This is a genomic window from Marivirga tractuosa DSM 4126 (assembly GCF_000183425.1).
GTDB classification, from domain to species: Bacteria; Bacteroidota; Bacteroidia; order Cytophagales; family Cyclobacteriaceae; genus Marivirga; species Marivirga tractuosa.
On record NC_014759.1, the window covers coordinates 2848537 to 2874245 of the forward strand.

The window sequence follows — 25709 nt, forward strand, 5'->3', positions numbered from 1 at the left end:
TTTTAAAATTTTAAATCTAAAGTCACATAGAAATTTCTTCCTGCAGAAGGAATGATTCCAGGACCAGGATAGCCTGTTGCCCTTCTGGTGAAATAGTAATTATTGGTTAAGTTATTAACACCTGCTTCCAACTGCGCAAATTCGTATTTGTATTTAGCGCTTAAATCTAAAACGTGAAAGGAAGGGATTATTCCATCAACGCCCGTTGCAGTTCTTTCAGCATTTGTTGCTTCTGTATACTGTTCGCTCAAATAGGTAAATTGTAAAGTAGATGAAAAGCTTTTCCAGTTGTAGTTTATACCGGTTTTAATGTTTACATCGGGCACTAGTTCTACTTTATTTCCAGCAATTGAACTTTCCTGATTGTCTTTTCCATATCGTCCTCTAATAAATGCTGCATTTATAAATGTGGAAAACTCATGAATGGGATCTGGATAGAGAAATTTACTCCAATTCATTTCAGTATAGGATTCTACACCTGCAATAGCTGCATTGCCCACATTAGTTCTATATCTGTAAACTCTTGGGAAACCGTCAATGGCATCATCATAGCGCAATAGGGCGCCTAATCTGTCATTATAGGCTAAATAGAATAAGCTCCAGTCAAAATTTAAGAAATCACTGTAATTACCCCTAAACCCTAAATCAGCATTATAACCACTTTCATCTTGAAGGTTAGGGTCAACCAAAATGTTGGTGTTGTTAACTCTTAAATCATTAAAGTTTATACCCCTGTAGTTCATTGAAATATTTCCATACACTTCTAAATCTGCAGGTGTTTTGTAGCTTATTCCCAGACCCGCTAGCATAAAAGAGCGATCTAAAGTCTTAGATTCATAAATAGTAGTGTCTGAAATGACATTTCCAGCCAAATCTTCCACCATATTTCTGTAGTATCCAGAACTATTGGTGCTAATATGTTCCCACCTTAGACCAGGCGTAACACTCAAATTGTTATTAATATTGAAGATATTTTCCGCAAATAGCGCAATGTTTTCTGAAGGATAGCGGAATGACAGGTCTTCTAAATTATTAGGATTGTTGTATTGAAAATCAGCATCGTAGCCTGCTGGGCCTAATCCTTGTCTTTGTTGAGTATTACCTTTGAAATATCTCGCACCAATCGCTAAAGCTTGAATTTGACCCATGAAATCGTAACGATGCAATAGACGCAATTCAGAACCAAAGTTTTCGTAATCATCCCACAGTAAATTTCTTTCTTCTTCAGGAAAATCTACCTGGGTTACTCTTTCGAGATTTCCTAATGCTTTTCTTGAACCTATTAATCCGAAGGTTTTCCAGTTAATTTTAGTTGAAGTATTAATTTTGTAATCCAAAATAATTGCTGGAATATTCCATTGTATTCCGAACCAATTACGCTCTCTAACAGATTGTCGTGGATCTTCCTCAAACATTCTGTCTGTTAACCCTCCTGCTTGTTGAGCTAGATAGTCCATATGAGTGAATTCAAAGCAGAGATACAATCTATCTCCAATGTCGAAATTAACATCGGCAAATAGCGTATTGGATTCAAAAGATTCATTATCTCTAAATCCATCACCTTGTTTCCGTTGGTAGTAAACAAAATAGTCCATCTTTTCAGTATTGCCTGATAAACTGTTGTAAGAACTCAATAGACCAAATGAGCCAAGGGTGTTTCTAGTATGGAATTGAATAGGCGTGTCTTCTGGGGCTTTTTTGAAAAGAAAATTGATCATTCCTCCAAACTGCGAACCATACTGGAGAGAAGCCGCTCCCCTTACCACCTCAATTTTAGAAAGGGCTTCTACTGGCGGGGTGTAATAGCTTTCAGGGTAGCCTAATGGGTCGGCAGAAATATCATAGCCATTCTGTCTGGTATTGAAATTAGATGTTCGGTTGGGGTTTAATCCTCTCCCACCGATTCCTAATTGAAGTCCCCCACCATCACTTTCCCAAATATTTAATCCTGGAACTTTCGCAAATACTTGGCGAGCATTATTGGTGGCTAGGTTTCCGTTAATTTGGTCAATTGAAATAACCTCGTTTTTCTTGGCTTCATAAATCAGTGTGCCTTCTACCGGATTCAACCTGGTAACATTAAAAACCTCTGACTTTTTACCAATTGCTTTAACTTCCTCCAATGTTTCTAATAAAGGATCTAATGAAAAATTGATGGTTTGCCAATCCTCTTTGACTTGAACTTCCTTAATTTGACTTTGTCTTCCTAGGTAAAATGCAGCGACTTTGTGTTTCCCTGCTGGCAAATTGAGTCTATAGTTTCCTTGAGAATCAGTAACGGCCTTTTCTTGGCTGTCCAAAACAAAAACTTCTGCCAGTTCAATGGCTTTTTTACTTTCGGAATCAACTACTGTTCCTTTTAAACCTTGGGCCAACAGCGAATTAGTAAAAATACTGATCAACAAAATTGTAATATAGAAAAACTGCTTCTTCATTGATTATAGGGTAAAACCCAATTTTTATTTTGATAACCTCTTTTAATAGATGCCAAATTCACATTTGGACTGATGAAAGGACGACTTCCCTTTCCATTTATACTGGCATAACTTTCTACAAAAACTTCTGTTTTTGCATTATATTCAGCTTGATATTTGTCCCTTAAAAAATGGGCAAATTGTAAAACCATATCTGGTTGTGTATTCATCATTTTTTCCTGAACTGGAGTTAAATATTTATGTGGAAATACTTTAAATGATTTATTATTATCAGGAATGTTTACAGTAAATTCTGAGTAGCCAACTTTTTCCATCAGCATTACTCGCCATGAAAACCTATAGCCTTGTTCCGTCCAAAATAAATTACCGGGATAAAGCATATAGCGGAAAGGCAATAGAACTTGCAAACTGAAATAGATGGCAAAGCAATATTTTAAAGCAACTGGAGTTCCAAATACAGCTGAAGCGGACAACTTTTCTTGTCTTTGAGGAAATAGCTTTGCCCATAATTTTTTGTGAAAATCTTCTGAGAAAAAGATTAATGTGCTGACTACCATGATATATGGAAACATACCAATTTGGAACAGTGCGGCAGTCATAAAATGAAAAGCTATTACTGTTAGGTAAGCAAAAACTCTTGTTCTTTTCCACAATAGAAAAAATGGTATGGTTAAATCATAAAATGCACCAAACCAGCTGAAAAAATAGGCAGTCCACTTATAGTCTAGTAGCGTACCGATAAGTGGTGTATTTGCCTTTGAAGGCAACCAAATTTTTAATGGAAGGGCTTCCACCAACCAATCGGGCTGCAATTTGGCTAGTCCAGCAAAAAAATAAACCAAGCTTAACTGTAAAATGATAATATCAATACTCCACGCAGGCACATAGAGTTCTTGCTTCTTTTTTCGCCAAGCATCAATGGAATAAGCCTTATTTGCAGGCACTAAAATCAATAGAAATGCAATGATGCTTACAAAATAGTAGTGATTGAGGTAATTGGTTTTGTCAATAAGCTCCACATAAACAAAACTCAAAAAGAAAAGCGCTGCGCTAATTCTATAAAAAGCTCCTAAAGCTATGCCAACAGCGGCAACTCCCATAATTCCAAAGAGAATATACATTCCTGGGTTTCCCCATGATTGTATCCACTCAAATCCATAATAGGGAAAATAAAACTCAGGTTCAATGTATTGTTTTGCTATCCAGCCATTCGACCAAAAGCGGATTATGGAGGCTAGCATCATAACACCAAAAGCTACTCGGAAAGTAGCTAATGGTGCAATGTGTTTTGCTTGATTGAATCGATATGTTGGCAACCAATTAGTCACCATCATTATCTTGGAATGTAATTGAAACAGATAAAGCGGAAGTCATGTCCACTTTTATTAGGGGAATTACAGCTTGCAATGCATTGTAAACATTTACCAACTGACTTCCTTCTGTTGTAGCAACCTCGCTGTAGGGCGCATTAATTTTTTCCATTTCCTCCAAAGCGGCAGTAGACTTATTAATAATTGCTAGGCTTAATAATTGATCATTTCGATCTCTAGCATCTAATGCATCTAAATAATCATCTAATCCAAGACCGTCTTCAGAGGAATTAAAATGCTGACCTTTGAATACGGCAATTGAAGAATTAACGGCTTTTTGTGCTAATTCACCTGACCAACCTGAGAAATAGCCTTCAACATTTTGAGGTGAGACTACTCCGCCAGTTCTAGGGTTTCCACCTGAAGGAAATCCGATTTTTGCATTTTTGATTCTTATATCAAATTGAAAATTATATTCGTTGACTAGCAAACTAGTGCCACTCCCAACATCAGTTCCCGTATTTTCAACAAAAGTTGATCTGTAATCAGGCCAGCCTTCTGAAATTAGATTGGAAGTAGTTTGAATATCTTCTACTAAATCAATTAAATATTGCAGTCTATTTTCACCCAAATCGGGGTTTCCGAAATAAGCCAGAACTTCTTCTTCAGTACTTCCTGTTCCGAAAAGTAAATAATCCAAGGCTGGAAAACCTTTAGCCGCTACATTTGCAGCAGAACCTAAAACATAATTTTGAGAATTTATATTCTCATCTATTAAATCAGTATTAGTAGGGAAGATATTTACTCGATCCCTCAAATTTACACTAGAGACTGGCCCCACATGCACAAAGGCCAAATGCTGATAACTTAGCCAAGTCTCTTTAAGCTCAGATCTTAAAACATTTAAGCTTTCTATAGAAATATTTGTGCTAAAAGAGTTGGTTGCCGCACTCAATCCTTCTGCATTTGAAGCAAATTTTTCAATTGAAGGCTGGATAACATGATCAGCCATATTTTCTAGAAATGCTTCTCTGTCAAAATTCACTTTTTCACTGCCAGAGTCATTATCGCAGGCAGTGAAAAAAGTGATAAACATTATGAAGAAAGAAAATTTGAAATATCTCATTATGTCTTATAATTGGTCTTGAATATCTTCAAATCCGTAAGCTTCCACTAAGGTTGCTTTTGCAGCATTAATTTGCTCTGTAGTGATTTGGTAGAAATTAGTACCTAATTCATCCAAAATGCTCTGAACTTCAGTGTTACTTACTTTTTGATTTGGGTTATACTTTAATGCATGAATAAATGCCCAAGCTTCAGATAAAGTATGGTTTCTGATAGCATCATCAGCAAATCCTGCAATAGCTTCATTTAAATAATGAATTGCAGTTGCAGCAGAAACTTTTTCCCATTCATTTCTGATGATTTCAATTTGCTCATCTCTAGTATCTAAATCTTTATTTGAAATAGCTGCTCTACCTTTTATGAAAGCATTCATGGCCGCTTCATTTGAGCCTAATAATGCATCTCTTCCGTTTGCGTATTTGCCCCAGAATCTGATACCATCTGTATTGGAAGGGAAATCAGTTGGGACACCAAAATAACCGAAAGCTTCATCCCAGTGGTGTTCCATTGCTGTACCTTTTCCAGCTTCAATAGTTTCATTATCTACATCCATTTTTCCTGAACCTAAGTAGATAGAAACTCCTTGGAAATAGAAGCATGAACCCATTAAGCCTTTTTCAATTAGTTGGATATGCTCTAAGCCATTCGCATCAAAAAAGTATTGCTTGGAGCCATCGTTTGAAGTAACTACTCCAGGAGTACCATCACTTCCTTCACCACCATTAGCTTCAGCTGTTGCAGCAGCAAACTCTCTAATAAAACCTTGAAACTTGCTGATATCCGATTCAACAGTTTTGTTTTCTAACTGCTTAGTTGATTCATTCAATTCTGCTTTAGAGAAAGCATTGTTTTCGTTAGCATACATGTCCAACATGCTTTGTGCATCTAAAACAGCACCTTCATTTGCTGTTTTCATGTACACGGTTAATTCTTCTAACATATCCAAACGCTGAGTTTGGCCAGAATAGCTTACATTTTCGAAATCATAAGTCGATGGAATTTCATAAGTTTCCTCATTTTCACCAGCTGTGTTTTCATCGTCACATGCTGTGAAAGCAAATACTGCTAAAAGTGCTAATCCTAGTAATCTTAAATTTTTCATTTGTGCAAAATTAATATTTGTATTTAGATTGATTCTAATGATGATGCAAAATTAATTTTATTTAGATTGGTTACAAATAAAAAAGCAATTTTATTTAGATTAGATTTAAATAATGCTCAAATAGTTTGATTTAGTCACTTTAAGGAGGAATTATACGGAAGCAACATTCTTAAATGTCTGCTTAATTTAAATAAGTGTAATTAGTGTTTTGACTAATTAAGAGACTCTAGGGCACAATAATTTCAGTAAAAATTGCGATATCAGAATTTTTATTCTTTCTCCCAAAAAAGTAAATGGAATCAATTAGGGGAAAACTGCATAAGCAGCGGAAACATTAGATAAGTCTTTTACTGAAGACATCACTTTTTCTCCCCCTCTTCTTAATTGATGGCAATAGCTTACTGATAATACGCAAACGAATATCATTAGTAAACTGATCATTAGCCTTCTGTATAAGTTATTCATTCAAGCCTTTGTGTTGTTGTGAGGCAAAATTATTGGAATTTTACATCAAAAGCTAAATTATTATAAACTATTTAATATTCTATTTGATTATATTCATTTGTTAGTGTTTCTATTTTAGCAGTTAATCATAGCAATTCATGCGATTAATTGTAATTTTACGCTATTAATCGAAAAAAGCATTTTGTAATGGAATATAGGATTGAAAAAGACACAATGGGTGACGTTAAAGTGCCCGCTGAAAAGTATTGGGGAGCCCAAACGGAAAGAAGTAGAAATAATTTCAAAATAGGGGCTGAAGCTAGCATGCCTTTGGAAATAGTTCATGGATTTGCATATCTTAAAAAAGCAGCTGCCCACACTAATCACGATTTAGGTGTCCTTAGCCAAGAAAAGAGAGATTTAATTTCTAAAGTTTGTGATGAAATTTTAGATAATCAACACAACGATCAATTTCCTTTGGTTATTTGGCAAACTGGTTCTGGTACTCAATCAAATATGAATGTAAATGAGGTGGTATCGAACAGAGCACAAATTTTAGCAGGTAAAACTTATGACGATGAAAAGATTGTGCATCCTAATGATGATGTAAACAAGTCTCAATCGTCAAATGATACTTTCCCAACAGGCATGCATATCGCTTGCTATAAAATGGTAATTGAAACCACAATCCCCGGCATTGAAAAACTTAGAGATACTTTAAAAGAGAAATCGAAGGCATTTGAAAAAGTAGTGAAAATTGGAAGGACTCATCTAATGGATGCCACTCCTTTAACGATAGGTCAAGAATTTTCGGGCTATGTTTCTCAACTGGAGCATGGTTTAAAAGCATTGAAAAACACTTTAGATCATTTATCTGAAATTGCACTAGGCGGAACTGCTGTAGGAACTGGTATCAACACACCAGATGGATATTCTGAATTAGTAGCTGAAAAAATAGCTGAATTTTCTGGTTTGCCTTTCAGAACTGCTGAAAACAAATTCGAAGCTTTAGCGGCACATGATGCTATAGTTGAATCTCATGGGGCATTAAAACAAATAGCGGTGTCCTTAAATAAGATTGGAAATGATATCAGGTTATTAGCTTCTGGACCAAGATCTGGAATTGGAGAAATTATTATTCCAGCAAATGAACCAGGATCCTCTATTATGCCAGGAAAAGTAAATCCGACTCAGGCAGAAGCCTTAACAATGGTTTGTGCGCAAGTAATAGGTAATGATGTGGCCATCACTGTTGGTGGAACCCAAGGGCATTATGAATTAAATGTTTTTAAACCTGTAATGGCAGCTAACTTCTTACAATCTGCCAGATTGATCGGAGATGCATGCGTTTCCTTTAATGATAATTGCGCAGTAGGAATTGAGCCTAATTACGAGAGGATTAAAGAACACTTAGATAATTCTTTAATGTTAGTGACTGCTCTTAACACAAAGATCGGTTACGAAAAGGCTGCTAAAATTGCTAAAACGGCTCATGAAAACGGCACTAGGCTTAAAGATGAAGCTATAAACCTAGGTTATTTGACTGCAGAGGAGTTTGACCAATGGGTAAAACCAGAGGATATGATTGGCAGTTTGAAAAAACAATAAATAGTATTATTTGTCTTTATAATAGTTATTTACTTACTTTAGTTGTACAAATTTGAATAAACCGAATCGATAATATGAAAAGCAAGATAAGTTTAATCGCCATCCTTATGATTTTTTGCATGGCTTTTTCAGTTTCTGCTCAGTTAAGCAGAGCAGAAAAGAAGGAAATGAAGAAAATGGCTAAGGAGCTGAAAAGAAATCCTGAGCAAATGAAGGCAATGGTTGAAGAAAATGAAAGCCTTAAAAGCTCTGTTGCTAGCTTAAATGCTCAAGTAGAAAATTTGCAAGGCCAATTAAGCAATAAAAATGCAGAAATTGCAGCAGCAAAAGCTGAGGCTCAAGAAGCAAAAGCAATGGCAGAAGCTCAAAGACAAAGAGCTAATGAAATGGCAAAGAAAGCAAAAAATGCGCAAAATGAAGAGCCAGAAGCTTTAGATGAAAGTGGAACTTGGTTCAAGGTTCAAGTTGGTGCATTTGAAAATATTGACATGTCAGAGTATTTCAAAAACAACCCTAATTTTAGTGGAGAAGAAACAGAGGATGGATTGCAGAGAATTACTTTAGGTCGATTTAGAGATTATTGGGAAGCTGATAAATTCAAAAAGACTTTGAGAAAAATGGGCGTTAAAGAAGCTTGGATTGTACCTTACAAAGAAGGCGTAAGAGTTCCTTTGAAGGAAGTTTTAGAAAACCTTTCAGCTAAACCAGAAAACGCTGGAGAATAAATTTATTTAATTATTATTCAGGCTTGTTTAAAAGTTAATAGAGGTCAACTTGGTCTTCAATACTGTTTTACTTTTTGTTGCAGTAAACTTTTAGACAAGCTTTTTTGTACTACTGAAATTAGTAATTCACACCAACCCATCCTTGAAAATTGAATTCTCATCGCTACCTACTATTCTGAATGGAGAGATTTGCCAACTCCAGAAAGACTACACTATTGAGAACATCTTCATCGACAGTAGAAATGCTGTTTCCAACATCAAAAATTTGTTTATTGCCATTAAAGGGGAAAGGCACGATGGTCATAACTTTATAGCGGATCTTTATTCTAATGGAATTCGAAATTTCATTATTGATGAAGAAATTAAAGTTGATAAATACCCTGAGGCGAATTTTTTTAAAACGGAGAATAGTATCAATGCCCTCCAAGCTTTGGCAGGATACAAGAGAAAAAACTTTAAAGGCAATCTAATTGGGATAACGGGTAGTAATGGTAAAACTATCGTAAAAGAATGGTTAGCTAAATTAATAGAATCAGTTTATTCAGTTTACAGAAGCCCAAGAAGCTATAATTCACAAGTAGGTGTTCCCCTATCGCTTTGGCACTTAAATCATTATCAAGATTATGCCATAATTGAAGCAGGAATTTCCAAAATGGGGGAAATGGAAAAGCTTGAAGCCATTATAAAACCGAAAATTGGCATCTACACTAATTTAGGTACTGCCCATGACGAAGGTTTTCCAAGTTTGGAGGAAAAAGCACATCAAAAAGCGCAATTATTTAAAGATTCTTCTACAATAATATTTTGCAAGGATTTTCCAGAAATTTCGAATGCTTTACACAGTCTTCCAAAATTGGAAGAAAAGGAATTTATTGGATGGTCATTTGAAGATAATACTTCCAACTATTTTGTGGAAACAGAAGGAAGAAACAACGGGACAGCTATCAGAATCCCGTTTGAAGAGCAATTCCATATCTTTCAAGTTCCTTTTCAAGATTATGCATCCTTAGAAAATATCACACATTGTCTGTTACTCTTGCTTCATGAAGGTTTACCAATAAAAGTCATTCAAAACACTTTAAATGATATCAAGTCATTAAACATGAGGCTTGAAACCAAAAAGGGTAAAAATAGCACTTATTTAGTGGATGACTCTTACAATAATGATTTAGTAGGGCTTGATACGGCTCTTCAATTTTTTTCGCAGCAAAAGCAATTTCAAAAAAGAATTCTCATATTATCAGACCTGCTAGAAACGGGATTAAGTTCTGAAGTTTTATACCAGCAGTTAGCCGATAGAATAGCACTAGAAAAGCTAAACTTAGTTGTGGGAATAGGTAGTGAAATTAGAATGTTAGAAAAATTCTATACTAGTGATTTGAAATTATTCCCTAATACAGCCTCATTTTTAGAATATGAAAAGGAAAACTCATTTCAAGAAAGCTTAATTCTAATAAAAGGAGCAAGAAAATTTAATTTTGAATCTATTGTTCAGCGCTTAGAACAAAAAATTCATGGGACAGTCTTAGAAATTGACCTTAATAAAATCACCCATAATTTAAATTTTTATAGGGCAAGATTAAAGCCAGGTGTAAAAACCATGGTGATGGTAAAAGCATTTGCATATGGTAGCAGTAGTCATGAGATAGCTAATTGGTTAGAATTTCAGAATGTAGATTATTTAGCTGTGGCTTACGCAGATGAGGGAGTTATCTTGCGTCAACATGGAATCCAGTTGCCTATAATGGTCATGAACCCAGATCCTCGTTCTTTTGAACTCCTTCACCAGTATAATCTTGAACCAGAGCTTTATAGCGAGACTATTTTTAAGGACTATGCTAGCTATACTAGAAATCATAAAAGCTTGCTTAAAGTCCACTTAAAGTTAGATACAGGAATGCATCGGCTTGGTTTTGAGGCTCATGAAATTGAACAGCTTCAATTGCTATTACGGCATAACCCACAACTTAAAGTAGCTTCAATATTTAGTCATTTAGCTGCTTCTGATGAAGCCATGCACAATGGATTTTCTGCTCAACAAGCCATGTCCTTTAAAAAATTAGCAGAAAGCTTAGTTGACTTTTTGGGCTATAAGCCAATTCTTCATTTATTAAATAGTCCAGGGATTAGTCGATTTCCTGATTACCAATTTGATATGGTTAGATTAGGGATTGGGCTTTATGGTGTTGATCCTACAGGCATTTATTCAGGTCAACTACAGTCAGTCTCTACTTTAAAGACAGTAATATCTCAAGTAAAACATATCAAAAAAGGAGAAACAATTGGTTATGCTAGAAGAGGTGTTGCAAATGAGGATATGAAAACTGCTACCATTTCAATTGGCTATGCGGATGGATTTAACCGAAAATTTAGTCAAGGAATAGGAAAAGTCTTGATAAATGGAATATTGGCTCCCGTAATTGGTAATGTTTGCATGGACATGACCATGGTGGAGGTGACCAATATTGATTGCAAAGCTGGAGATGAAGTGATTGTTTTTGGAGAGGGCCCCAACATTTCTGATATGGCCAGTGCCATAGATACTATTCCCTACGAAATTCTTACCAATATTAGTGAAAGGGTAAAAAGAGTGTTTTATACTGAATAAGAAAGCTCTTTGAAGTAATTTAATATAACTTTTTCGAAGAAATACCCATAATTAGGTATTGCCATTAAGATAAAAACCATCCAACTTTATTAAAAATTTAGGGGATGAAGTTTTTCTTAGTTATATCAATTATTGCCTTTTGGTGGGTTCCCATGAACTCACCAGGCAATATTGGTATTTCAAGCCATCCGCTCTCAGGCAAGTTATTTCAACCAAAAAACGAAAAATCTTTAACTGGAACTGGAAATCAAAACACAGTGACCAAAAGAAAGATGGATCATTTTGGCTTTCAAAACAGAAGGCATTTGTTGCGAAATAAATTGTATTAAGATGGAAGTTTATCAAAATCTTTTAGAAGGAATTCAAGGAAAGTGGAATTGCACTAAAGCAATTAATCAATATTCTGATCAAAGTTTGAACATAGAATTTTCATTGTTAATATCTGAGAATCTAATTTCAAGATCTGGACAAGGCGACCAATATTGGCCAAGTATCAGCAATTTTGAGCTAGTGGGATCTATCAAAGACGGCTATTTTTACAGAGAAGATGGCTGCTTTTTACAAGTAAAATCTTTAACAGAAAACCAGATGGTAATTGAGCTTTCTCACAAATCTTCCGAAGGCCAGCTGATCATTAACAATTTTACTTTTACAAGAGATAGAGAATAGGGATTTTACTCTGTCCCATTTTCGACTTTTTCATCTGCCAAAATTTCATCTGCAGTAGTTACCTCTAGTTCATCACTATTATCTTTTGTTTTGGCCAAGTATAATTGCACATAAATTGGAAAATGGTCTGAACCAATACTTTCCATTCTTTTCATATTTTGTAATCGAAAATGACCTGAACAAAAGATATGGTCTAATGGCCATCGAGCTAGAGCGTGTTTAGCGTGAAAGGAGCTGTAGAAACCCCTTCCCCTTCTGGGATCTAAAAGCCCACTGATTTTTAAGAATAATTCTGTAGTATAGCTCCAAGCCACATCATTTAAATCACCAGCCACTATGGTAGGCTTTTGGTCAGCATTAGTTTTTTTTCCAACTAATAGTATTTCGGCATCTCTTGCTGTGGATTTGGGGTTTTCTGAAGGAACGGGAGGCTCTGGGTGAATGGCATACAATTTAATTGCACGCTTTTCCAATATAATATCGGTTTCTATGGATGGTATTTCATCCTTTACCAAATAATGAATTTGAGTGTTTCTCAACTCCAATTTGCTATATAGCAACATCCCATAAGTATTTTCACGATCTTCTAAAACTTGGTAAACATATTCGCGTCCAAAAGAAGAGTTACATTTATTCTTCCACCATTCGTCTGTTTCTAGAAGCAAGACTACATCAGGCTTTTCTCGATCGATCATACAAGAAAGTTTCTCCCACTCTCTATTCTCTTGATATACATTGGCAATTAGCAACTTAAGACTTGGCTTGAAATCGAGGTTTACGGAATCGATCTGCTTTTTGGCCATGGGTAGATACGGATAGATTTGGTAGCTTAAATACAATTGGTTTGCAACTATCAAGATAAAAAAGCCGAAAGAGAAATAAGCATCTGAAGGGAAGAAAATTAAAGAGGCAAAAAGTATAATAAGATTGATGACCCATTTTTGAGCTCTAGGGAATTCAAAAACTCTAAAAACCCAATAATCATTACGAATTAAAGGAAGTAGGCTGATAAAAATCATAATACCACCCAAAATGTAAATTATTGTTTGTAGAAAGCTTATCAATTTAAATTAGTCATACTTTTTTTGAAGTTAGACAAAAATAAATCGCCATCCTTTTAAATCTATTTTATTTTAGTGAAGATGGATAAAGAAAAATCTGCCAAGCTCAAAAACTAGAGAAATCTATAGCTTGACAGATCAACTAATAATGGGCTAACTATTGGTTTTAACCCATTTTAATAGAGTCTTATAATTTACTTTAGTGCCATGCATCAAAATACCAATTCTATAGATTCTACCGGCCATCCAAATAGTGAAAAGAAAGCCTACGACCATTAACCCCATGCTTAAAGCAAGCTCCCAGGCGGGAACACCGAAAGCTACTCTAGCCATCATGGCGACTGGTGCAGTAAATGGAATAATAGACAACCAGAAACTGACATTACCATCTGGTTCTGGCATCACGAACATGAAAGTCCCCAAAAATCCTATAATCATAGGCATAGTTATGGGCATGGTAAATTGCTGAGCATCTGAAATATTATCAACTGCGGATCCCACAGCAGCAAATAATGCACCATATAGTAGATATCCACTAATGAAGAAAAAGGCGAAAACAGATATATAGTAGGCATATGGAATATCATATACTATATTCAATATTTCTCCCACTTTAGAATTTTCCATCATTTCTTGGCTCTCAGAACCGCCATTCATGCCAGACATACTTTGCTGAGCCGTTTGCATATCGGCCGGATTTAGATCAAACATGCTGAAAACAGCAGATGAAAGTACAAAAATCAATACCACCCAAATCGTAAATTGCAATAAACCAACAGATGCGACACCGATTACTTTCCCTATCATAAGTTGAAAAGGCTTTACCGAGGAAACAATAATCTCAACAATTTTACTTGATTTTTCCTCAATTACTCCTTGCATGATTTGGGTTCCGTAGATCAAAACAAACATATATACTAGAAAACTGAAGGCATAAGCAATTCCATAGGCAACACCAGCACTACTTGCTTTTTCCTCGCCCGTATCCGATACATTGATTGTGCTTAGACTGATATTGGTTTTTAAACTTTCCAATTCAGCCTCATTTATGCCGCTTTCTTTAAGTTTTTGATCTCGAATTTGAGATTCTATTTGATTTTCGAAATAGGAGCTAGCCTGAAGACTGGGATTCTTTTTAGCATACATTGTAATCCCTTCTGGATTAGCCAATTCAAATTTAGGAAAGTATAATAGTGCGTAGGCTTCGCTTTCAGTAAAAATGGTTTTTGCTTCCTCTAGATTTATGTTTAATTCTTCGAAGGCATATTTTTTATCATTTTCAAAATTGATTGTTCCTGACTCATCCAAAACATAAACTTTTTGTTGTTCTGCATTTTTGGATTCCTCAATGGCGAAATAGAGCATTCCGCCTATAATTGCAGGAAAAAGCAAAGGCACTAATATTGTTGCCAATAGAAAGCTTTTCTTTTTTACTCTGCTGTCGAACTCCCTCTTAATTACTAAGCCTATCTTACTCATTTGATGGTTGTTTTAAGGTTATGATGTTGGAATGTTTTGTTTATCTCCTTTTACCAACTGGATAAAAATATCGTTGATGGAAGGAATTTCTTCTTGAAAAGAAACTATATCTACTTTTTGATTGATCAATTCTTGCAATAATTGATTAGAGGATGTTCCGGATATCAGCTTTAAGTTTGATTGGACTAGCCCTTCCCCTAATTCTTTTTTGCTTTCCAAATTAAAAATATCATTAGAAGAAATACCATTTCCTCTATGAACTAATGAGTACTGATTGGATTTGAAATCATTCTTGATTTTTGACTTTTCCCCATCTAAAATCTTTTCTGATTTATTGATTAAGGCTATATAATCACACATTTCTTCAACAGATTCCATTCTGTGCGTACTAAAAATGATAGTACTTCCTTTTTCCCTAAGGCTCAAAATTTCATCTTTAATTAAATTAGCATTAATAGGATCAAAGCCGGAAAAAGGCTCATCCAAAATGATTAATTCCGGTTCGTGCATTACAGTTGAAACAAACTGGACTTTTTGTTGCATCCCTTTGGATAGGTCTTCAATCTTTTTGTTTAACCAATCTGAAGCCTCAAATCTTTCTAACCAAACTTTAATTTTCTGAACGGCTTCTTTTTTGGAGAGTCCTTTTAGTTGTGCCAAATACAACAGCTGGTCACCCACTTTCATTTTTTTGTATAAGCCTCGTTCTTCTGGCAGATACCCTATAGTACCAATGTGTTTGGGAGCTAGATTTTCACCATTTATCTGTATCTGACCTGAATCGGCATTGATAATTTGGTTGACTATTCGAATAAATGTACTTTTTCCTGCTCCATTTGGCCCTAATAAACCAAATATAGATTGCTTAGGAATTTCCAAGTCTACATTGTGAAGCGCAACATTTTTGTGAAATGTTTTATTTAGGTTCTTCGCGGTAAGTATATGCACGTTGATATTGTTTTTTTACAAATGTATCCCAATAATTATTAACTGCAATAAATAGATTTATTATTGTCCTATTTAACTGATGAGTGGTTTTTATCAATCAGTTTGTAATTTTTTGATTAATTCCTCTTTTTGATCCAATTGCTGCTCTAAAGCTTCTTTCGCTCTTTGCACTTCATCTAATTCTGCTCTCAATTCCCTTTCTTGACGCTCTTGTTGTTCTTGAGTGGCCTGCAATTCTTCCATATTTTGTCTCATTTCTTCTTCTTGAGAATGTAATTGCTGCGATTGTTCCTGCATTTCGGCTAACAGCTGTTTTGTTTTTTCATTGTTTTTCAAACTATTGAGCTGCATGGCTATGTTTTCACCCATTTCCAGCATAAAGTCAATTTGATATTGTTCGAAAGTATGAAAGGAGGCTATTTCAAATATTCCATATACTTCTTCATTAACAATCATAGGAGTAATCAAAATAGATTTGGGGTTAGCATCACCTAAACCACTTTTAATGTTGATATAATTCTCTGGGACTTCTGTTAAATAGATATAATCTTTTTCTAAGTAACATTGACCTACCAAGCCTTCTCCTGGATTCATCTTTATATCGAGGCGTTTTTTGCGCTGAAAGGCATAAGCTGATTTCAGATGTAGTTTTGTATCCTCATCATTCTCATTTTCCAATAAAAACAATGCTCCCTGATTAGCCTCTAAATACTTTACTACAAAGGTTATGATTTTATCTGTCAACACTTTTAAATTCTCTTCTCCTCTAAGAATGGCACCAATTTCTGCTAAGCCTTTGGTTGCCCAAGCTCTTTTCTTTTCTTCTAATTGGGCTTGTTCCAGTTTTCCTAAAGAATCTTCTAATTCTTTTTCTTTTTCAGTAGCTCTGCGATTCTCTTCGGCAAATTGATTTGTTAATTCTTTAGCTTTTAGAAATTCTTTTTGATTTAGCCTTTGTAAAAAGATGAATAAAAACCCCCCAAGGAAAAAGGCACCAAATAATACCGTGACCCTGATCCAGGCTTTTTGGAAAGTAGTATTGTCAAACCCAATGTCAAAATAGTCATTGAGTTCATAAATATACAGGATAGGCAAAATGGAAATCACGAAAGCTGGCAACCAAAATTGTACACGCTTGTAATCAAATAAACTGAAAGCAATTAACGACCCTACTATTTGGAAAGCATAGATTTCCTTAAAAATTATATCTTCTTGCTGCATGATCACGGCATGTAACATTCCTATCACAAGAGCAGGCATAATAGCCATTAAAAATCTACTAAGGACATTCAAACCAAAATAAGAAGTGCCTAAAATGATTAAATAAGCTACAAGGCCATATAAACAATAAGGCAAAACCTCTGGAATGACCAATCCGGAAATGATGGCATAAAAGCTGATAATGATAATTAACGCTACGTTTAAAATATTTCCTAATCGTATTTTGGTTTTGACCGAATCGGATAAATTATTATTCATCCCAAACTCAACAACCTTTGAGATAATGTTCATTATAAATTGGTTTAATTGAAAAATATAATAATTAAATATAAACCATTATACTTTATTTTGAACAAGTTTTGAGTTGAAAATATAATCCATTTGCTAAAGTAACTTCTTTTGTTTTAGAACCTGATTAACACTTTCTTATTAAAACATCCTTTTAAATGCCCTCAGGGCGTTAAATCATACTTTTCCATGACCTAAGTCATGGTTTCCCTAACATTTACCTGCCACCTTTACATCATAATTAAAAAGTCAAAAGCTATGAGAAATTTAATGATCATAATGATGCTGTTTTTCGCACCCCTGGTGTATGGGCAGCAATTAACGGTAAACGAAAGTAATACTAAATTAAGTGTAGATGGAACTTCAACTGTTCATGACTGGACAATTGAAGCAGAAAAGTTTGATGGTAAGGCAGACGTAAAAATAGAAAACAATGCTTTACAAAGTATCAATAGCTTAAGCTTCAATATTCCTGTGAAAAGTTTAAAAAGTGGAAAGTCAGCAATGGACGACAACACTTATGAAGCTTTAAAAGCAGATGATCACCCAGTAATTAAATACCAATTCCGATCAATGGATAATGTGAGTGTAGATGGAAACACTACTACTATGGACACGAAAGGTCTATTGACAATTGGAGGAGTAAGTAAAATAGTGAATATGAAAGTGACTGCAGAAGCTAGCAATGGAATATCCTTCAAAGGAGACATAACATTCAAAATGTCTGTGTTCGAAATAGACCCTCCAACTGCGGTGTTTGGAACCATCAAAACAGGAGATCAGATTACAATTAATTTTAATGCTCAATATAAATAACACAAAGACAACAATTTAAATAACAGAAACCATGAAAACGTTTTTAAGATTCACAATGATTGCCCTATTAATGGGATTTGCGCAAGTGCTTTTCGCACAGGATGGCAGAAACTTGCAGTTTTTCAGACCAGTTGGTCAACCAGGTTTGAATGTATTTGAACCTTCAAAAGCTGATACAGTAGAATATGAAGGTGTTAAAGTTAGAGTTGGTGGTGATTTTGCCATGCAATTTCAAGGATTAAGCCAAAGTAATGATGCTGCAGCTGGTTCTGGTTTAGAGTTAAAAGAGCTAGGTAATAATTTTAACTTACCAACCGCTAACTTAAACCTTGATGTTCAGATGTATGATGGGGTAAGATTACACTTACGTACTTATTTGTCTGCTCGTAACCATGCTGAAGCTTGGGTAAAAGGTGGTAACTTGCAAATTGATAAATTAGACTTCATCAAAGAAGGATTTATGGAAGGTATTATGAAATATACTACTGTTACCATTGGTTTAGATGAGTTTAATTACGGTGATGCTCACTTTAGAAGAACTGATAACGCAAGAGCTATTTATAACCCTTTTGTAGGTAATTACATAATGGATGCGTTTTCTACTGAAGCTTTTGGTGAAGTAACTATCCAAAATAATGGACTACTTGCAGTGGTTGGTGTTACTAACGGTAAATTAAACCAAAGTGTGACTTCTGGTAATGATAATAAACCTTCTTTCTACACTAAATTGGGATTTGATAAACAAATCAGTGATGATTTCAGAGCTCGTTTAACTGGTAGCTGGTATGTTAATACAGGAACAAGCACTGGAACCTGGTTATACGGTGGAGATAGAGCTGGATCTAGATATTACCAGGTATTGCACACTGTTGGTAATGAAGACTTAGGCGTTGCTTCTCAAGGTGGTAATTTTGATGGCAGATTTAACGCAAGATTTACTAAAATATCTGCTGTGCAAATCAACCCATTCATTAAAGCAGGTGGTTTTGAGTTCTTCGGTATCTATGAAGTAGCTAGCGGATTAAATGAAGGTGACGGTGCGATGACTCAAATTGCAGGTGAAGCGCTATACAGATTTGGTGCTAATGAAAGATATTACATTGGTGGACGTTACAATACAGTAAATGGTAAAATGGCAGAAACTGCTCCAGAAGACATGAATATTAGCCGATTAAACTTCGGTGGTGGTTGGTTCTTAACTGACAACATCATGACCAAAGTAGAGTATGTTAACCAACAATATAATGGAGATGCTTGGGCAGGAAGATTTGCTGGAGCAGAATTCAAAGGTGTCATGATTGAAGCTGCAATTAGTTTCTAATCTTGGTGCATCTTGTTTAGTTGAAGGCGATGGAGCAATGCTTCATCGCTTTTTTTAAATCATAAAGTATATGTAATTTAACTTCTTAATACATCTAGGATGAGGGTTTCGATTTTACATATTTTATTAATTACAGTGTTAAGTTTTTCTTCTGCATATTCTCAGTCAGAAAAAAAACGAGTGAAAATTAACACGCAATCTTCTTACGTTGAAATCCACGGAACCACAAATGTCAACAGTTTCAATTGCCATTATAACGCAAAACTTCCTGAAAACGAATTTGAAGTTAAGCTGATAAAGAAAGGAGAAGTGATCGAAATTCAACATGAAGCACTCTTCCTAAAAGTGCTAAGTTTCAAATGTCCCCACCCTCAAATGACAGATGATTTACATGATCTCTTAGAGTATGAGAATTATCCGTTTATCATTTTTCAGCTAAAAAAAATAAGCAACAATAAAATTGCCCATATCATGATTGAAATGGCAGGAGAAAAACAGTTTTATAAAGTCAACCTCAACAACAGTCTTGATAATAATCAACTTGTTTCTAATGCGATAATGGAATTATGCATTTCAGATTTTGGCTTGAAGGCTCCTGAAAAATTCTTTGGAATGGTGAAAGTAAATGAAAATATAGAAGTAGAATTTAAAATTGATATGAATATTTACGATAAGTAATTATTGTTTATCGATAATATTATATAGTTTTGCGATATATAAATGGTAAAACTATGAAGAAGAATATTATTTTATCAGTCAGCTTAGTAAGTATGCAAATTCTGAGAATTCTCATTTCTTTATTTGCAGCAGTTCATGTGGTAATTGTGATGGGTTTCTTGGTAAATGATTTCCCGTTGCAGGAGAACATATTTGGAATGCAGTCTTTGATTTTCAATAATAGTGATGGATTGCAAATACATGAATTGCAAACAACAAATCCATGGTTACTTTATGTTATTATAATTAAAAACCTATTTACGCTAGCCATGCTATTCAGTATTTTAGGATACGGTGTAGAAATTAGCAGAAATATTCAGCAAAATAGAACCTTTAGTAAACTTACTATTACAGCATTTGATAAAGTGAGTCAATTGGCAGTCATTTTGTTTTTTGTACAATTCATAAAATTAAGCACGACAAAAGTCGGCATAGGATTCGAATTCAGTTACTTGTTTTTGGCGTTTGGCGCCATCATTCTAACGCAGGTATTTAAGGAAGGTCACCGATTATTAAAAGAAAACGAATTAACCGTTTAAGCCATGCCAATAGTAGTGAATGTAGATGTCATGCTGGCTAAGCGGAAAATGCAATCCAAAGAATTAGCGGATAAGATTGGAGTTACGGTTGCCAACTTATCCATTTTGAAAACTGGTAAGGCTAAAGCGGTACGCTTTTCTACTCTTGAAGCTATTTGCAAAGCTTTGGATTGCCAGCCTGGAGATTTATTGGAGTATCAGGAGGAAGATTAGAAGTTTAATGGTTGGGTTTTATGTTTTAGTACCTTTCTGCTTACTTTTTATTTACAACCGTACAAAGCTCGACTTTCCACTTCCAGCCATCGCTGATCTGACCTGCCGTACTGACCTAAGCAGCCATCAACCTGTCAACATGCCAACATGAAAATCTGCCAACCTAATCAAACCCCAAACATAAAAAGCTACCATTCAATAAATTGTCTTTATTATAATGGAATCGCTCTTTTTCTTCATTTCCTGTAAAGACTTTCCCTCCTGCAGCTTCCAAAATGGCCTGGCCTGCACCAGTATCCCATTCCATCGTTGGGCCGTGACGATAGTAGATATCTGCTTTTCCTTCTGCTGCCATGCAAAATTTCAATGAGCTTCCTTTAGAGATGCTATTTTTCACATCATATTTCGCTAATAATTCATCTTCTTCAGGAGAAGCATGTGATGCACTTCTGACGGCTATTCTATCCGAATTTTTGTTATTTACTTTCAATTCCGTTTTTTTACCGCGCTCTTCTTTAAATGCGCCTAATTCACTTCCATAATAAAAGGTATCAGTTGCGGGAACATAGATAACACCCATTATGGTGAAATGATCTTTTATTAAAGCAATATTCACTGTAAACTGCCCATTTTTTTTGATAAATTCTTTTGTGCCATCCAGTGGATCAACCAACCAGAAAGTATCCCAGTCCTTTCTTTCTTCATAAGACATTTTTTTACCTTCCTCAGAAAGAATGGGGTATTGAACAGGAAGTTCTTCCAGACCTTTTTTTATAACCTTGTCCGCTGCTTCATCCGCCAATGTTAAGGGGCTGTCATCTGCTTTATAGTCTACCACTTGGCTAAGGTCTGCATCGGTGTAAATTTTCATGATGGCAGCTCCTGCATTTTTGGCAATAACCTTGACTTCTTCTACTAAATTCTCAATTTTCATATAATAAACTTCTTGATTTTTAATTCCGAATAGGAATTTCATAAATTTTTTTTCTTCAAAATCGCCCTCTATTAGCCTACAAACCCAATAGAGTTTAAATATTTTTGGAGAACTGCAAAATTACGCAAGAAATGCTTATAAGTATAATTTTATCCTATTAACTTTGCCAAAAATTATATGAGTTTGGAAAATATATATCCCATATTCGATACTATTTTGAGCCGTTCCGATAAGGAAAAAATGCTCAAGCAAAAATCCATTGTTATTTGGATGGTGGGTCTGTCCGGTTCAGGAAAAAGCACCTTGGCAAGAGCACTTGAAAACAGCTTGCATGAAGAAGGCTATCTAACGCAATTGTTGGATGGGGACAATATGCGAACTGGCATCAATAATAATTTAGGCTTTAGTCCTGAAGACAGAACGGAGAATATTAGAAGAGCAGCGGAAACCGCAAAGCTTTTCATGAACGCTGGTTTGGTCACGATCTGTTCTTTTATAAGCCCTACAGATGAGATCCGGAAAATGGCAAAGGAAATCATTGGTGATGGATATGTTGAGGTTTATGTGGATTGTCCTGTGGAGGTTTGTGAAGAAAGAGATGTGAAAGGACTTTATGCTAAGGCAAGAAAAGGTGAAATTCCTGATTTTACAGGTGTAAGTGCCCCATTTGATGCCCCGAAAAATCCTGAAGTGGCTGTTGATACGGCAAACCAAACATTAGAGCAAAGTCATCAGGAATTAGTTAAAGCAATTATTGAAAGAATTAAATATTAATTAGAGTCCGTTAAACAATCAAAATATTGCTCCAATTTTGGGGCTTACGGCAAAATAAAAGGCAATACATCTTAGAATTAAATTTTTGAATTTACAATATATGTCATCTTACAATTTATCACATTTAGATCAATTAGAGTCAGAAGCTATTTACATTTTTCGTGAAGTAGCGGCTCAATTTGAAAAACCGGTTATTTTATTTTCCGGTGGAAAAGACTCCATAACCATGGTGCATTTGGCTCAGAAAGCCTTTTGGCCTGCTAAAATACCTTTTCCATTATTACACATCGATACGGGACACAATTTCCCAGAAGCTTTAGAGTTCCGTGATAATTTGGCGGAAAGATATAAAGTGAATTTGGATGTTGGTTTAGTTCAGGATTCTATTGACAAAGGAACCGCAGTAGAAGAAAAAGGACTTAATCCAAGTCGAAACACTTTACAATCTATCACCTTGCTGGAGAAACTGGAAGAAGGTCAATATGACGCAGCATTTGGTGGAGGACGTAGAGATGAGGAAAAAGCCAGAGCAAAAGAAAGATTCTTCTCCCACAGAGATGATTTTGGACAGTGGGATCCCAAAAACCAGCGACCAGAATTATGGAACCTTTATAATGGCAAGAAAGCCCCAGGCGAGTCATTTCGAATTTTCCCTATCAGTAACTGGACTGAAATGGACGTTTGGCAATACATTAAAAAGGAAAAGATTGCTTTGCCAAGCATTTATTTCTCTCACAAAAGAGAAGTAGTGAACAGAAATGGTGTATTGATTGCCAAATCTCCTTACAATACTCTTTTGGATGGAGAAGAATATGAGGAAAGAGTTATTCGATACAGAACTTTGGGATGTATGACCATCACAGGTGCTGTTGAGTCAGATGCTGATGATTTAGATAAAATTATCGAAGAAGTTGCGGCTGCCAGACAAACAGAGAGAGGTGGGAGAGCTGATGATAAAAGATCAGAAGCAGCTATGGAAGAGAGAAAAAGACAGGGGTATTTTTAAAGATGAAACTGGAGATGTAAAAGTTGAAATAAATGGAGAACCAAGACCTTAAAATAAGAACCAAAAAATTTGCTCTTGAGATTATCACCTTATATAGGAAATTACCTAAAAGTGCCGAATTTCAGACAATTGGGAAGCAGCTTTTACGATCTTCAACATCAGTCGGAGCTAATACCAGATCTGCTTATAGAGGAAGAAGTAGAAAGGAATATATCGCTAAAATAGGGATAGTAATAGAAGAAGCCGATGAATCTGGCTTTTGGATAGAGTTATTAGAAGAAATAAGTATTAATAATAAAGAGAACTTGTTGGAATTACGAAATGAAGCTAACGAATTAACAGCAATTTTTACATCGATTGCCAAAAAGTACAAAGCTTAATAAACTGAGCTTTTTTAGCTTTCAGCTTTCAAATTTCAACTTTAAATAAAATCAGATGCGAGATACAGAAGAATATAATAAAATTGATACAGCAGGTTACCTAGACATGGACTTACTACGTTTTTCTACAGCAGGTAGTGTAGATGACGGAAAAAGTACTTTGATCGGCCGATTGATGTACGATACCAAATCAATCTTCGAAGATCAGATTGAGGCTGTGGAAAAGTCAAGTAAAAACCGAGGCGATGAGCATGTTAACCTTGCCCTATTAACAGATGGTTTGAAAGCTGAGCGAGAGCAAGGAATCACCATTGATGTGGCTTATCGCTATTTTGCCACGCCTAAGCGAAAGTTCATCATTGCCGATACCCCTGGTCATGTTCAATATACCCGAAATATGGTAACGGGTGCTTCCAATGTGAATCTAGCCATTATTTTAATTGATGCACGTAAAGGTGTGATAGAGCAAACTAAAAGACACTCTTTTATTGCATCACTCCTGCAAATCAAACATGTGATTGTTTGCATCAATAAAATGGATTTGGTCGATTACAAAGAGGAGGTTTTTGAGCAGATTAAAAAAGACTATTTAAGCTTCGATGCCAAGTTAGAAATTCCTGATATTAGATTCATCCCGATTTCGGCATTGAATGGTGATAATGTAGTGGATAAGTCTGAGAATATGGACTGGTACAAGGGACCTTCTTTACTTTGGACTTTGGAAAACGTTCAAGTAGCTTCTGACCGAGATTTAATAGATGGTAGATTTCCAGTTCAGTGGGTAATCCGACCGCAGTCAAATGAATACCATGATTTTCGCGGTTATGCGGGCTTAGTTAGTGGAGGAATCTTCAGAAAGGGTGAAGAAGTGGTAGTTTTACCATCAGGTTTTACCTCTAGAATCAAATCCATAGAAACAATGGATGGAGAATTGCAAGAAGCATTTCCTCCAATGTCTGTTGCTATGACCTTGGAAGATGAAATTGACATCAGCAGAGGAGACATGATTGCTAAAGTCAATAACCAACCAATTAAAGGTCAAGATATTGAATTAATGGTATGTTGGTTGAATGTTGACCCGCTTAAATTGGGGGGTAAATACCTAATAAAACATACTACTAACGAAGCTAGAGGTATAATAAAGGAAGTAAAATACAAGGTAAATGTAAATACGCTTGAAAAGAACGAGGAGGATAAGGAAGTAGGCGCAAATGACATTGCTAGAATTACTTTAAAAACGGCCAAGCCTTTATTGTATGATGCTTACCGCAAAAACAGAAATACTGGATCATTAATTATCATAGACGAATTCACTCAGCAAACAGTGGGTGCAGGAATGATTATTTAATCAAGTTTTGAATAAACCCTCTTCCATTACTAAAGTGACGGAAAGAGGGTTTATTCTTTTATGATATTCCTATTCAGTTCTCCTTTTAGTCTTGTAAATTATTTACCACTCCCCAAATCAAATCAGCTTCGAAGCCCTTTTGCAATAAGTAGCGCACTGTTTTTTGCTTTTTTATGTACAAGTTGGATTCTTTTAGAGTGCGCCATTTTTTTTCTACCAAGGACTGAATAGTATTTTGATAATCTTCGGGATCAATTTCTTTCATGCCCATTTTGATGCAGTAATCTGAGATTTTCTTCTGTTCAAGCCCCTGCTTAATTTTTATGCGACCCCATTTCTTTTGATTAAAATGACCTCTTACATAGCTTTGAGCAAAACGTTCTTCATTAATGAAATCTTCTGAAATTAACCAGGCAATCACTTCTTCAACTTCATCACTAAATAAGCCCCAATCATACAACTTATCCCTCACCTGCTGTTGACTTCTTTCTTGCATAGCACAATATTTTGCGCCTCGAGCTTTTCCTTCTTTAATGGTATATATTAATTGTTTTGCCATATAATTTATTGCGGTACTTGTGGTGAAGGTTTATTATCCTAAATATATAGACTTGGCGAAAGTAGATATCGGCTTTTCA

25 protein-coding genes are annotated in these 25709 nt (G+C 35.3%); 14 read left to right on the forward strand and 11 right to left on the reverse strand.

Annotated elements, in window-relative coordinates:
- Positions 1 to 2: 2 nt before the first annotated feature.
- The 5 genes from FTRAC_RS12070 to FTRAC_RS19820 form a co-directional block, all read right to left on the reverse strand.
- Positions 3 to 2435: a TonB-dependent receptor gene (locus FTRAC_RS12070; protein ID WP_013454536.1), complete on the reverse strand. Its 2433-nt coding sequence runs from the start codon at positions 2433 to 2435 to the stop codon at positions 3 to 5.
- Complete coding sequence (locus FTRAC_RS12075; RefSeq protein WP_013454537.1) at positions 2432 to 3769, reverse strand: HTTM domain-containing protein; 1338 nt, start codon at positions 3767 to 3769, stop codon at positions 2432 to 2434. The genes FTRAC_RS12070 and FTRAC_RS12075 overlap by 4 nt, the downstream gene beginning before the upstream one ends.
- Positions 3756 to 4871 carry an imelysin family protein gene (locus tag FTRAC_RS12080; protein ID WP_013454538.1) on the reverse strand — a complete coding sequence of 372 codons (1116 nt, stop codon included), beginning with the start codon at positions 4869 to 4871 and terminating at the stop codon, positions 3756 to 3758. Before FTRAC_RS12080 ends, FTRAC_RS12075 begins: the two co-directional genes overlap by 14 nt.
- A 6-nt stretch (positions 4872 to 4877) precedes the next feature.
- Complete coding sequence (locus FTRAC_RS12085) at positions 4878 to 5972, reverse strand: DUF4856 domain-containing protein (RefSeq protein ID WP_013454539.1); 1095 nt, start codon at positions 5970 to 5972, stop codon at positions 4878 to 4880.
- 303 nt (positions 5973 to 6275) lie between these two features.
- Positions 6276 to 6437 carry a hypothetical protein gene (locus FTRAC_RS19820; protein WP_185094401.1) on the reverse strand — a complete coding sequence of 54 codons (162 nt, stop codon included), beginning with the start codon at positions 6435 to 6437 and terminating at the stop codon, positions 6276 to 6278.
- A gap of 186 nt (positions 6438 to 6623) precedes the next feature.
- Here FTRAC_RS19820 and fumC point away from each other — a divergent pair, with 186 nt between their 5' ends.
- From fumC to FTRAC_RS12110, 5 genes are all read left to right on the forward strand, one after another.
- The gene (gene fumC, locus FTRAC_RS12090; protein ID WP_013454540.1) at positions 6624 to 8024 is read left to right on the forward strand and encodes a class II fumarate hydratase; all 1401 of its coding nucleotides are present in this window, start codon (positions 6624 to 6626) and stop codon (positions 8022 to 8024) included.
- 74 nt (positions 8025 to 8098) lie between these two features.
- The gene (locus tag FTRAC_RS12095) at positions 8099 to 8749 is read left to right on the forward strand and encodes an SPOR domain-containing protein (RefSeq protein WP_041649809.1); all 651 of its coding nucleotides are present in this window, start codon (positions 8099 to 8101) and stop codon (positions 8747 to 8749) included.
- 142 nt (positions 8750 to 8891) lie between these two features.
- Entirely contained in the window at positions 8892 to 11357 is a 2466-nt protein-coding gene (locus tag FTRAC_RS12100) for a bifunctional UDP-N-acetylmuramoyl-tripeptide:D-alanyl-D-alanine ligase/alanine racemase (protein WP_013454542.1), read from the forward strand.
- A 104-nt stretch (positions 11358 to 11461) separates the two neighbouring features.
- Positions 11462 to 11686, forward strand: a complete 225-nt coding sequence (locus FTRAC_RS12105; RefSeq protein WP_013454543.1) for a hypothetical protein — start codon at positions 11462 to 11464, stop codon at positions 11684 to 11686.
- Position 11687: 1 nt separating this feature from the next.
- On the forward strand, positions 11688 to 12026 hold the full coding sequence (locus tag FTRAC_RS12110) for a hypothetical protein (protein ID WP_013454544.1): 339 nt from the start codon (positions 11688 to 11690) through the stop codon (positions 12024 to 12026).
- A gap of 5 nt (positions 12027 to 12031) precedes the next feature.
- On the opposite strand, the gene FTRAC_RS12115 is transcribed toward FTRAC_RS12110, so the two are convergent.
- The 4 genes from FTRAC_RS12115 to FTRAC_RS19330 all read right to left on the reverse strand — a co-directional run bounded on the left by FTRAC_RS12115 (position 12032) and on the right by FTRAC_RS19330 (position 17026).
- Positions 12032 to 13045, reverse strand: a complete 1014-nt coding sequence (locus FTRAC_RS12115) for an endonuclease/exonuclease/phosphatase family protein (RefSeq protein ID WP_049784128.1) — start codon at positions 13043 to 13045, stop codon at positions 12032 to 12034.
- A 195-nt stretch (positions 13046 to 13240) separates the two neighbouring features.
- Positions 13241 to 14566 carry an ABC transporter permease gene (locus FTRAC_RS12120; protein WP_013454546.1) on the reverse strand — a complete coding sequence of 442 codons (1326 nt, stop codon included), beginning with the start codon at positions 14564 to 14566 and terminating at the stop codon, positions 13241 to 13243.
- A gap of 18 nt (positions 14567 to 14584) precedes the next feature.
- The gene (locus FTRAC_RS12125; protein ID WP_013454547.1) at positions 14585 to 15514 is read right to left on the reverse strand and encodes an ABC transporter ATP-binding protein; all 930 of its coding nucleotides are present in this window, start codon (positions 15512 to 15514) and stop codon (positions 14585 to 14587) included.
- Positions 15515 to 15607: 93 nt separating this feature from the next.
- Positions 15608 to 17026: a GAF domain-containing protein gene (locus tag FTRAC_RS19330; RefSeq protein ID WP_013454548.1), complete on the reverse strand. Its 1419-nt coding sequence runs from the start codon at positions 17024 to 17026 to the stop codon at positions 15608 to 15610.
- 255 nt (positions 17027 to 17281) lie between these two features.
- On the opposite strand from FTRAC_RS19330, the gene FTRAC_RS12135 reads away from it, so the two are divergent.
- The 5 genes from FTRAC_RS12135 (at position 17282) to FTRAC_RS12155 (ending at position 20629) form a co-directional block, all read left to right on the forward strand.
- Positions 17282 to 17839, forward strand: a complete 558-nt coding sequence (locus FTRAC_RS12135) for a YceI family protein (RefSeq protein ID WP_049784129.1) — start codon at positions 17282 to 17284, stop codon at positions 17837 to 17839.
- A gap of 31 nt (positions 17840 to 17870) precedes the next feature.
- Complete coding sequence (locus FTRAC_RS12140) at positions 17871 to 19160, forward strand: hypothetical protein (protein ID WP_013454550.1); 1290 nt, start codon at positions 17871 to 17873, stop codon at positions 19158 to 19160.
- A gap of 180 nt (positions 19161 to 19340) precedes the next feature.
- The gene (locus FTRAC_RS12145) at positions 19341 to 19838 is read left to right on the forward strand and encodes a hypothetical protein (RefSeq protein WP_148230079.1); all 498 of its coding nucleotides are present in this window, start codon (positions 19341 to 19343) and stop codon (positions 19836 to 19838) included.
- 53 nt (positions 19839 to 19891) lie between these two features.
- Positions 19892 to 20416: a DUF2975 domain-containing protein gene (locus FTRAC_RS12150; RefSeq protein ID WP_013454552.1), complete on the forward strand. Its 525-nt coding sequence runs from the start codon at positions 19892 to 19894 to the stop codon at positions 20414 to 20416.
- Positions 20417 to 20419: 3 nt separating this feature from the next.
- Positions 20420 to 20629: a helix-turn-helix domain-containing protein gene (locus FTRAC_RS12155; RefSeq protein ID WP_013454553.1), complete on the forward strand. Its 210-nt coding sequence runs from the start codon at positions 20420 to 20422 to the stop codon at positions 20627 to 20629.
- Positions 20630 to 20792: 163 nt separating this feature from the next.
- Here FTRAC_RS12155 and cysQ read toward each other — a convergent pair whose 3' ends face one another.
- Positions 20793 to 21605, reverse strand: a complete 813-nt coding sequence (gene cysQ / locus FTRAC_RS12160; protein ID WP_013454554.1) for a 3'(2'),5'-bisphosphate nucleotidase CysQ — start codon at positions 21603 to 21605, stop codon at positions 20793 to 20795.
- Positions 21606 to 21740: 135 nt separating this feature from the next.
- Here cysQ and cysC point away from each other — a divergent pair, with 135 nt between their 5' ends.
- The 4 genes from cysC (at position 21741) to cysN (ending at position 25071) form a co-directional block, all read left to right on the forward strand.
- Entirely contained in the window at positions 21741 to 22337 is a 597-nt protein-coding gene (gene cysC / locus FTRAC_RS12165) for an adenylyl-sulfate kinase (protein WP_013454555.1), read from the forward strand.
- 100 nt (positions 22338 to 22437) lie between these two features.
- Complete coding sequence (cysD, locus tag FTRAC_RS12170; protein WP_013454556.1) at positions 22438 to 23343, forward strand: sulfate adenylyltransferase subunit CysD; 906 nt, start codon at positions 22438 to 22440, stop codon at positions 23341 to 23343.
- 32 nt (positions 23344 to 23375) lie between these two features.
- Positions 23376 to 23723: a four helix bundle protein gene (locus tag FTRAC_RS12175; RefSeq protein ID WP_013454557.1), complete on the forward strand. Its 348-nt coding sequence runs from the start codon at positions 23376 to 23378 to the stop codon at positions 23721 to 23723.
- A 55-nt stretch (positions 23724 to 23778) separates the two neighbouring features.
- Positions 23779 to 25071 (forward strand): sulfate adenylyltransferase subunit CysN, encoded by a 1293-nt coding sequence (gene cysN / locus FTRAC_RS12180; protein ID WP_013454558.1) that lies wholly within the window; start codon positions 23779 to 23781, stop codon positions 25069 to 25071.
- A gap of 85 nt (positions 25072 to 25156) precedes the next feature.
- Here the strand turns inward: cysN and FTRAC_RS12185 are convergent, their stop codons facing one another.
- On the reverse strand, positions 25157 to 25630 hold the full coding sequence (locus tag FTRAC_RS12185) for a regulatory protein RecX (RefSeq protein ID WP_013454559.1): 474 nt from the start codon (positions 25628 to 25630) through the stop codon (positions 25157 to 25159).
- Between the last annotated feature and the right edge of the window lie 79 nt (positions 25631 to 25709).

Bases quoted from the DNA above. Each gene is read 5' to 3' on its own strand.
- FTRAC_RS12070 (WP_013454536.1), bottom strand. From the start codon at position 2,435: ATGAAGAAGCAGTTTTTCTATATTACAATTTTGTTGATCAGTATTTTT.
- FTRAC_RS12075 (WP_013454537.1), bottom strand. From the start codon at position 3,769: ATGATGGTGACTAATTGGTTGCCAACATATCGATTCAATCAAGCAAAA.
- FTRAC_RS12080 (WP_013454538.1), bottom strand. From the start codon at position 4,871: ATGAGATATTTCAAATTTTCTTTCTTCATAATGTTTATCACTTTTTTC.
- FTRAC_RS12085 (WP_013454539.1), bottom strand. From the start codon at position 5,972: ATGAAAAATTTAAGATTACTAGGATTAGCACTTTTAGCAGTATTTGCT.
- FTRAC_RS19820 (WP_185094401.1), bottom strand. From the start codon at position 6,437: ATGAATAACTTATACAGAAGGCTAATGATCAGTTTACTAATGATATTC.
- fumC (WP_013454540.1), top strand. From the start codon at position 6,624: ATGGAATATAGGATTGAAAAAGACACAATGGGTGACGTTAAAGTGCCC.
- FTRAC_RS12095 (WP_041649809.1), top strand. From the start codon at position 8,099: ATGAAAAGCAAGATAAGTTTAATCGCCATCCTTATGATTTTTTGCATG.
- FTRAC_RS12105 (WP_013454543.1), top strand. From the start codon at position 11,462: ATGAAGTTTTTCTTAGTTATATCAATTATTGCCTTTTGGTGGGTTCCC.
- FTRAC_RS12110 (WP_013454544.1), top strand. From the start codon at position 11,688: ATGGAAGTTTATCAAAATCTTTTAGAAGGAATTCAAGGAAAGTGGAAT.
- FTRAC_RS12115 (WP_049784128.1), bottom strand. From the start codon at position 13,045: ATGATTTTTATCAGCCTACTTCCTTTAATTCGTAATGATTATTGGGTT.
- FTRAC_RS12120 (WP_013454546.1), bottom strand. From the start codon at position 14,566: ATGAGTAAGATAGGCTTAGTAATTAAGAGGGAGTTCGACAGCAGAGTA.
- FTRAC_RS19330 (WP_013454548.1), bottom strand. From the start codon at position 17,026: ATGAACATTATCTCAAAGGTTGTTGAGTTTGGGATGAATAATAATTTA.
- FTRAC_RS12135 (WP_049784129.1), top strand. From the start codon at position 17,282: ATGAGAAATTTAATGATCATAATGATGCTGTTTTTCGCACCCCTGGTG.
- FTRAC_RS12140 (WP_013454550.1), top strand. From the start codon at position 17,871: ATGAAAACGTTTTTAAGATTCACAATGATTGCCCTATTAATGGGATTT.
- FTRAC_RS12150 (WP_013454552.1), top strand. From the start codon at position 19,892: ATGAAGAAGAATATTATTTTATCAGTCAGCTTAGTAAGTATGCAAATT.
- FTRAC_RS12155 (WP_013454553.1), top strand. From the start codon at position 20,420: ATGCCAATAGTAGTGAATGTAGATGTCATGCTGGCTAAGCGGAAAATG.
- cysQ (WP_013454554.1), bottom strand. From the start codon at position 21,605: ATGAAATTCCTATTCGGAATTAAAAATCAAGAAGTTTATTATATGAAA.
- cysC (WP_013454555.1), top strand. From the start codon at position 21,741: ATGAGTTTGGAAAATATATATCCCATATTCGATACTATTTTGAGCCGT.
- cysD (WP_013454556.1), top strand. From the start codon at position 22,438: ATGTCATCTTACAATTTATCACATTTAGATCAATTAGAGTCAGAAGCT.
- FTRAC_RS12175 (WP_013454557.1), top strand. From the start codon at position 23,376: ATGGAGAACCAAGACCTTAAAATAAGAACCAAAAAATTTGCTCTTGAG.
- cysN (WP_013454558.1), top strand. From the start codon at position 23,779: ATGCGAGATACAGAAGAATATAATAAAATTGATACAGCAGGTTACCTA.
- FTRAC_RS12185 (WP_013454559.1), bottom strand. From the start codon at position 25,630: ATGGCAAAACAATTAATATATACCATTAAAGAAGGAAAAGCTCGAGGC.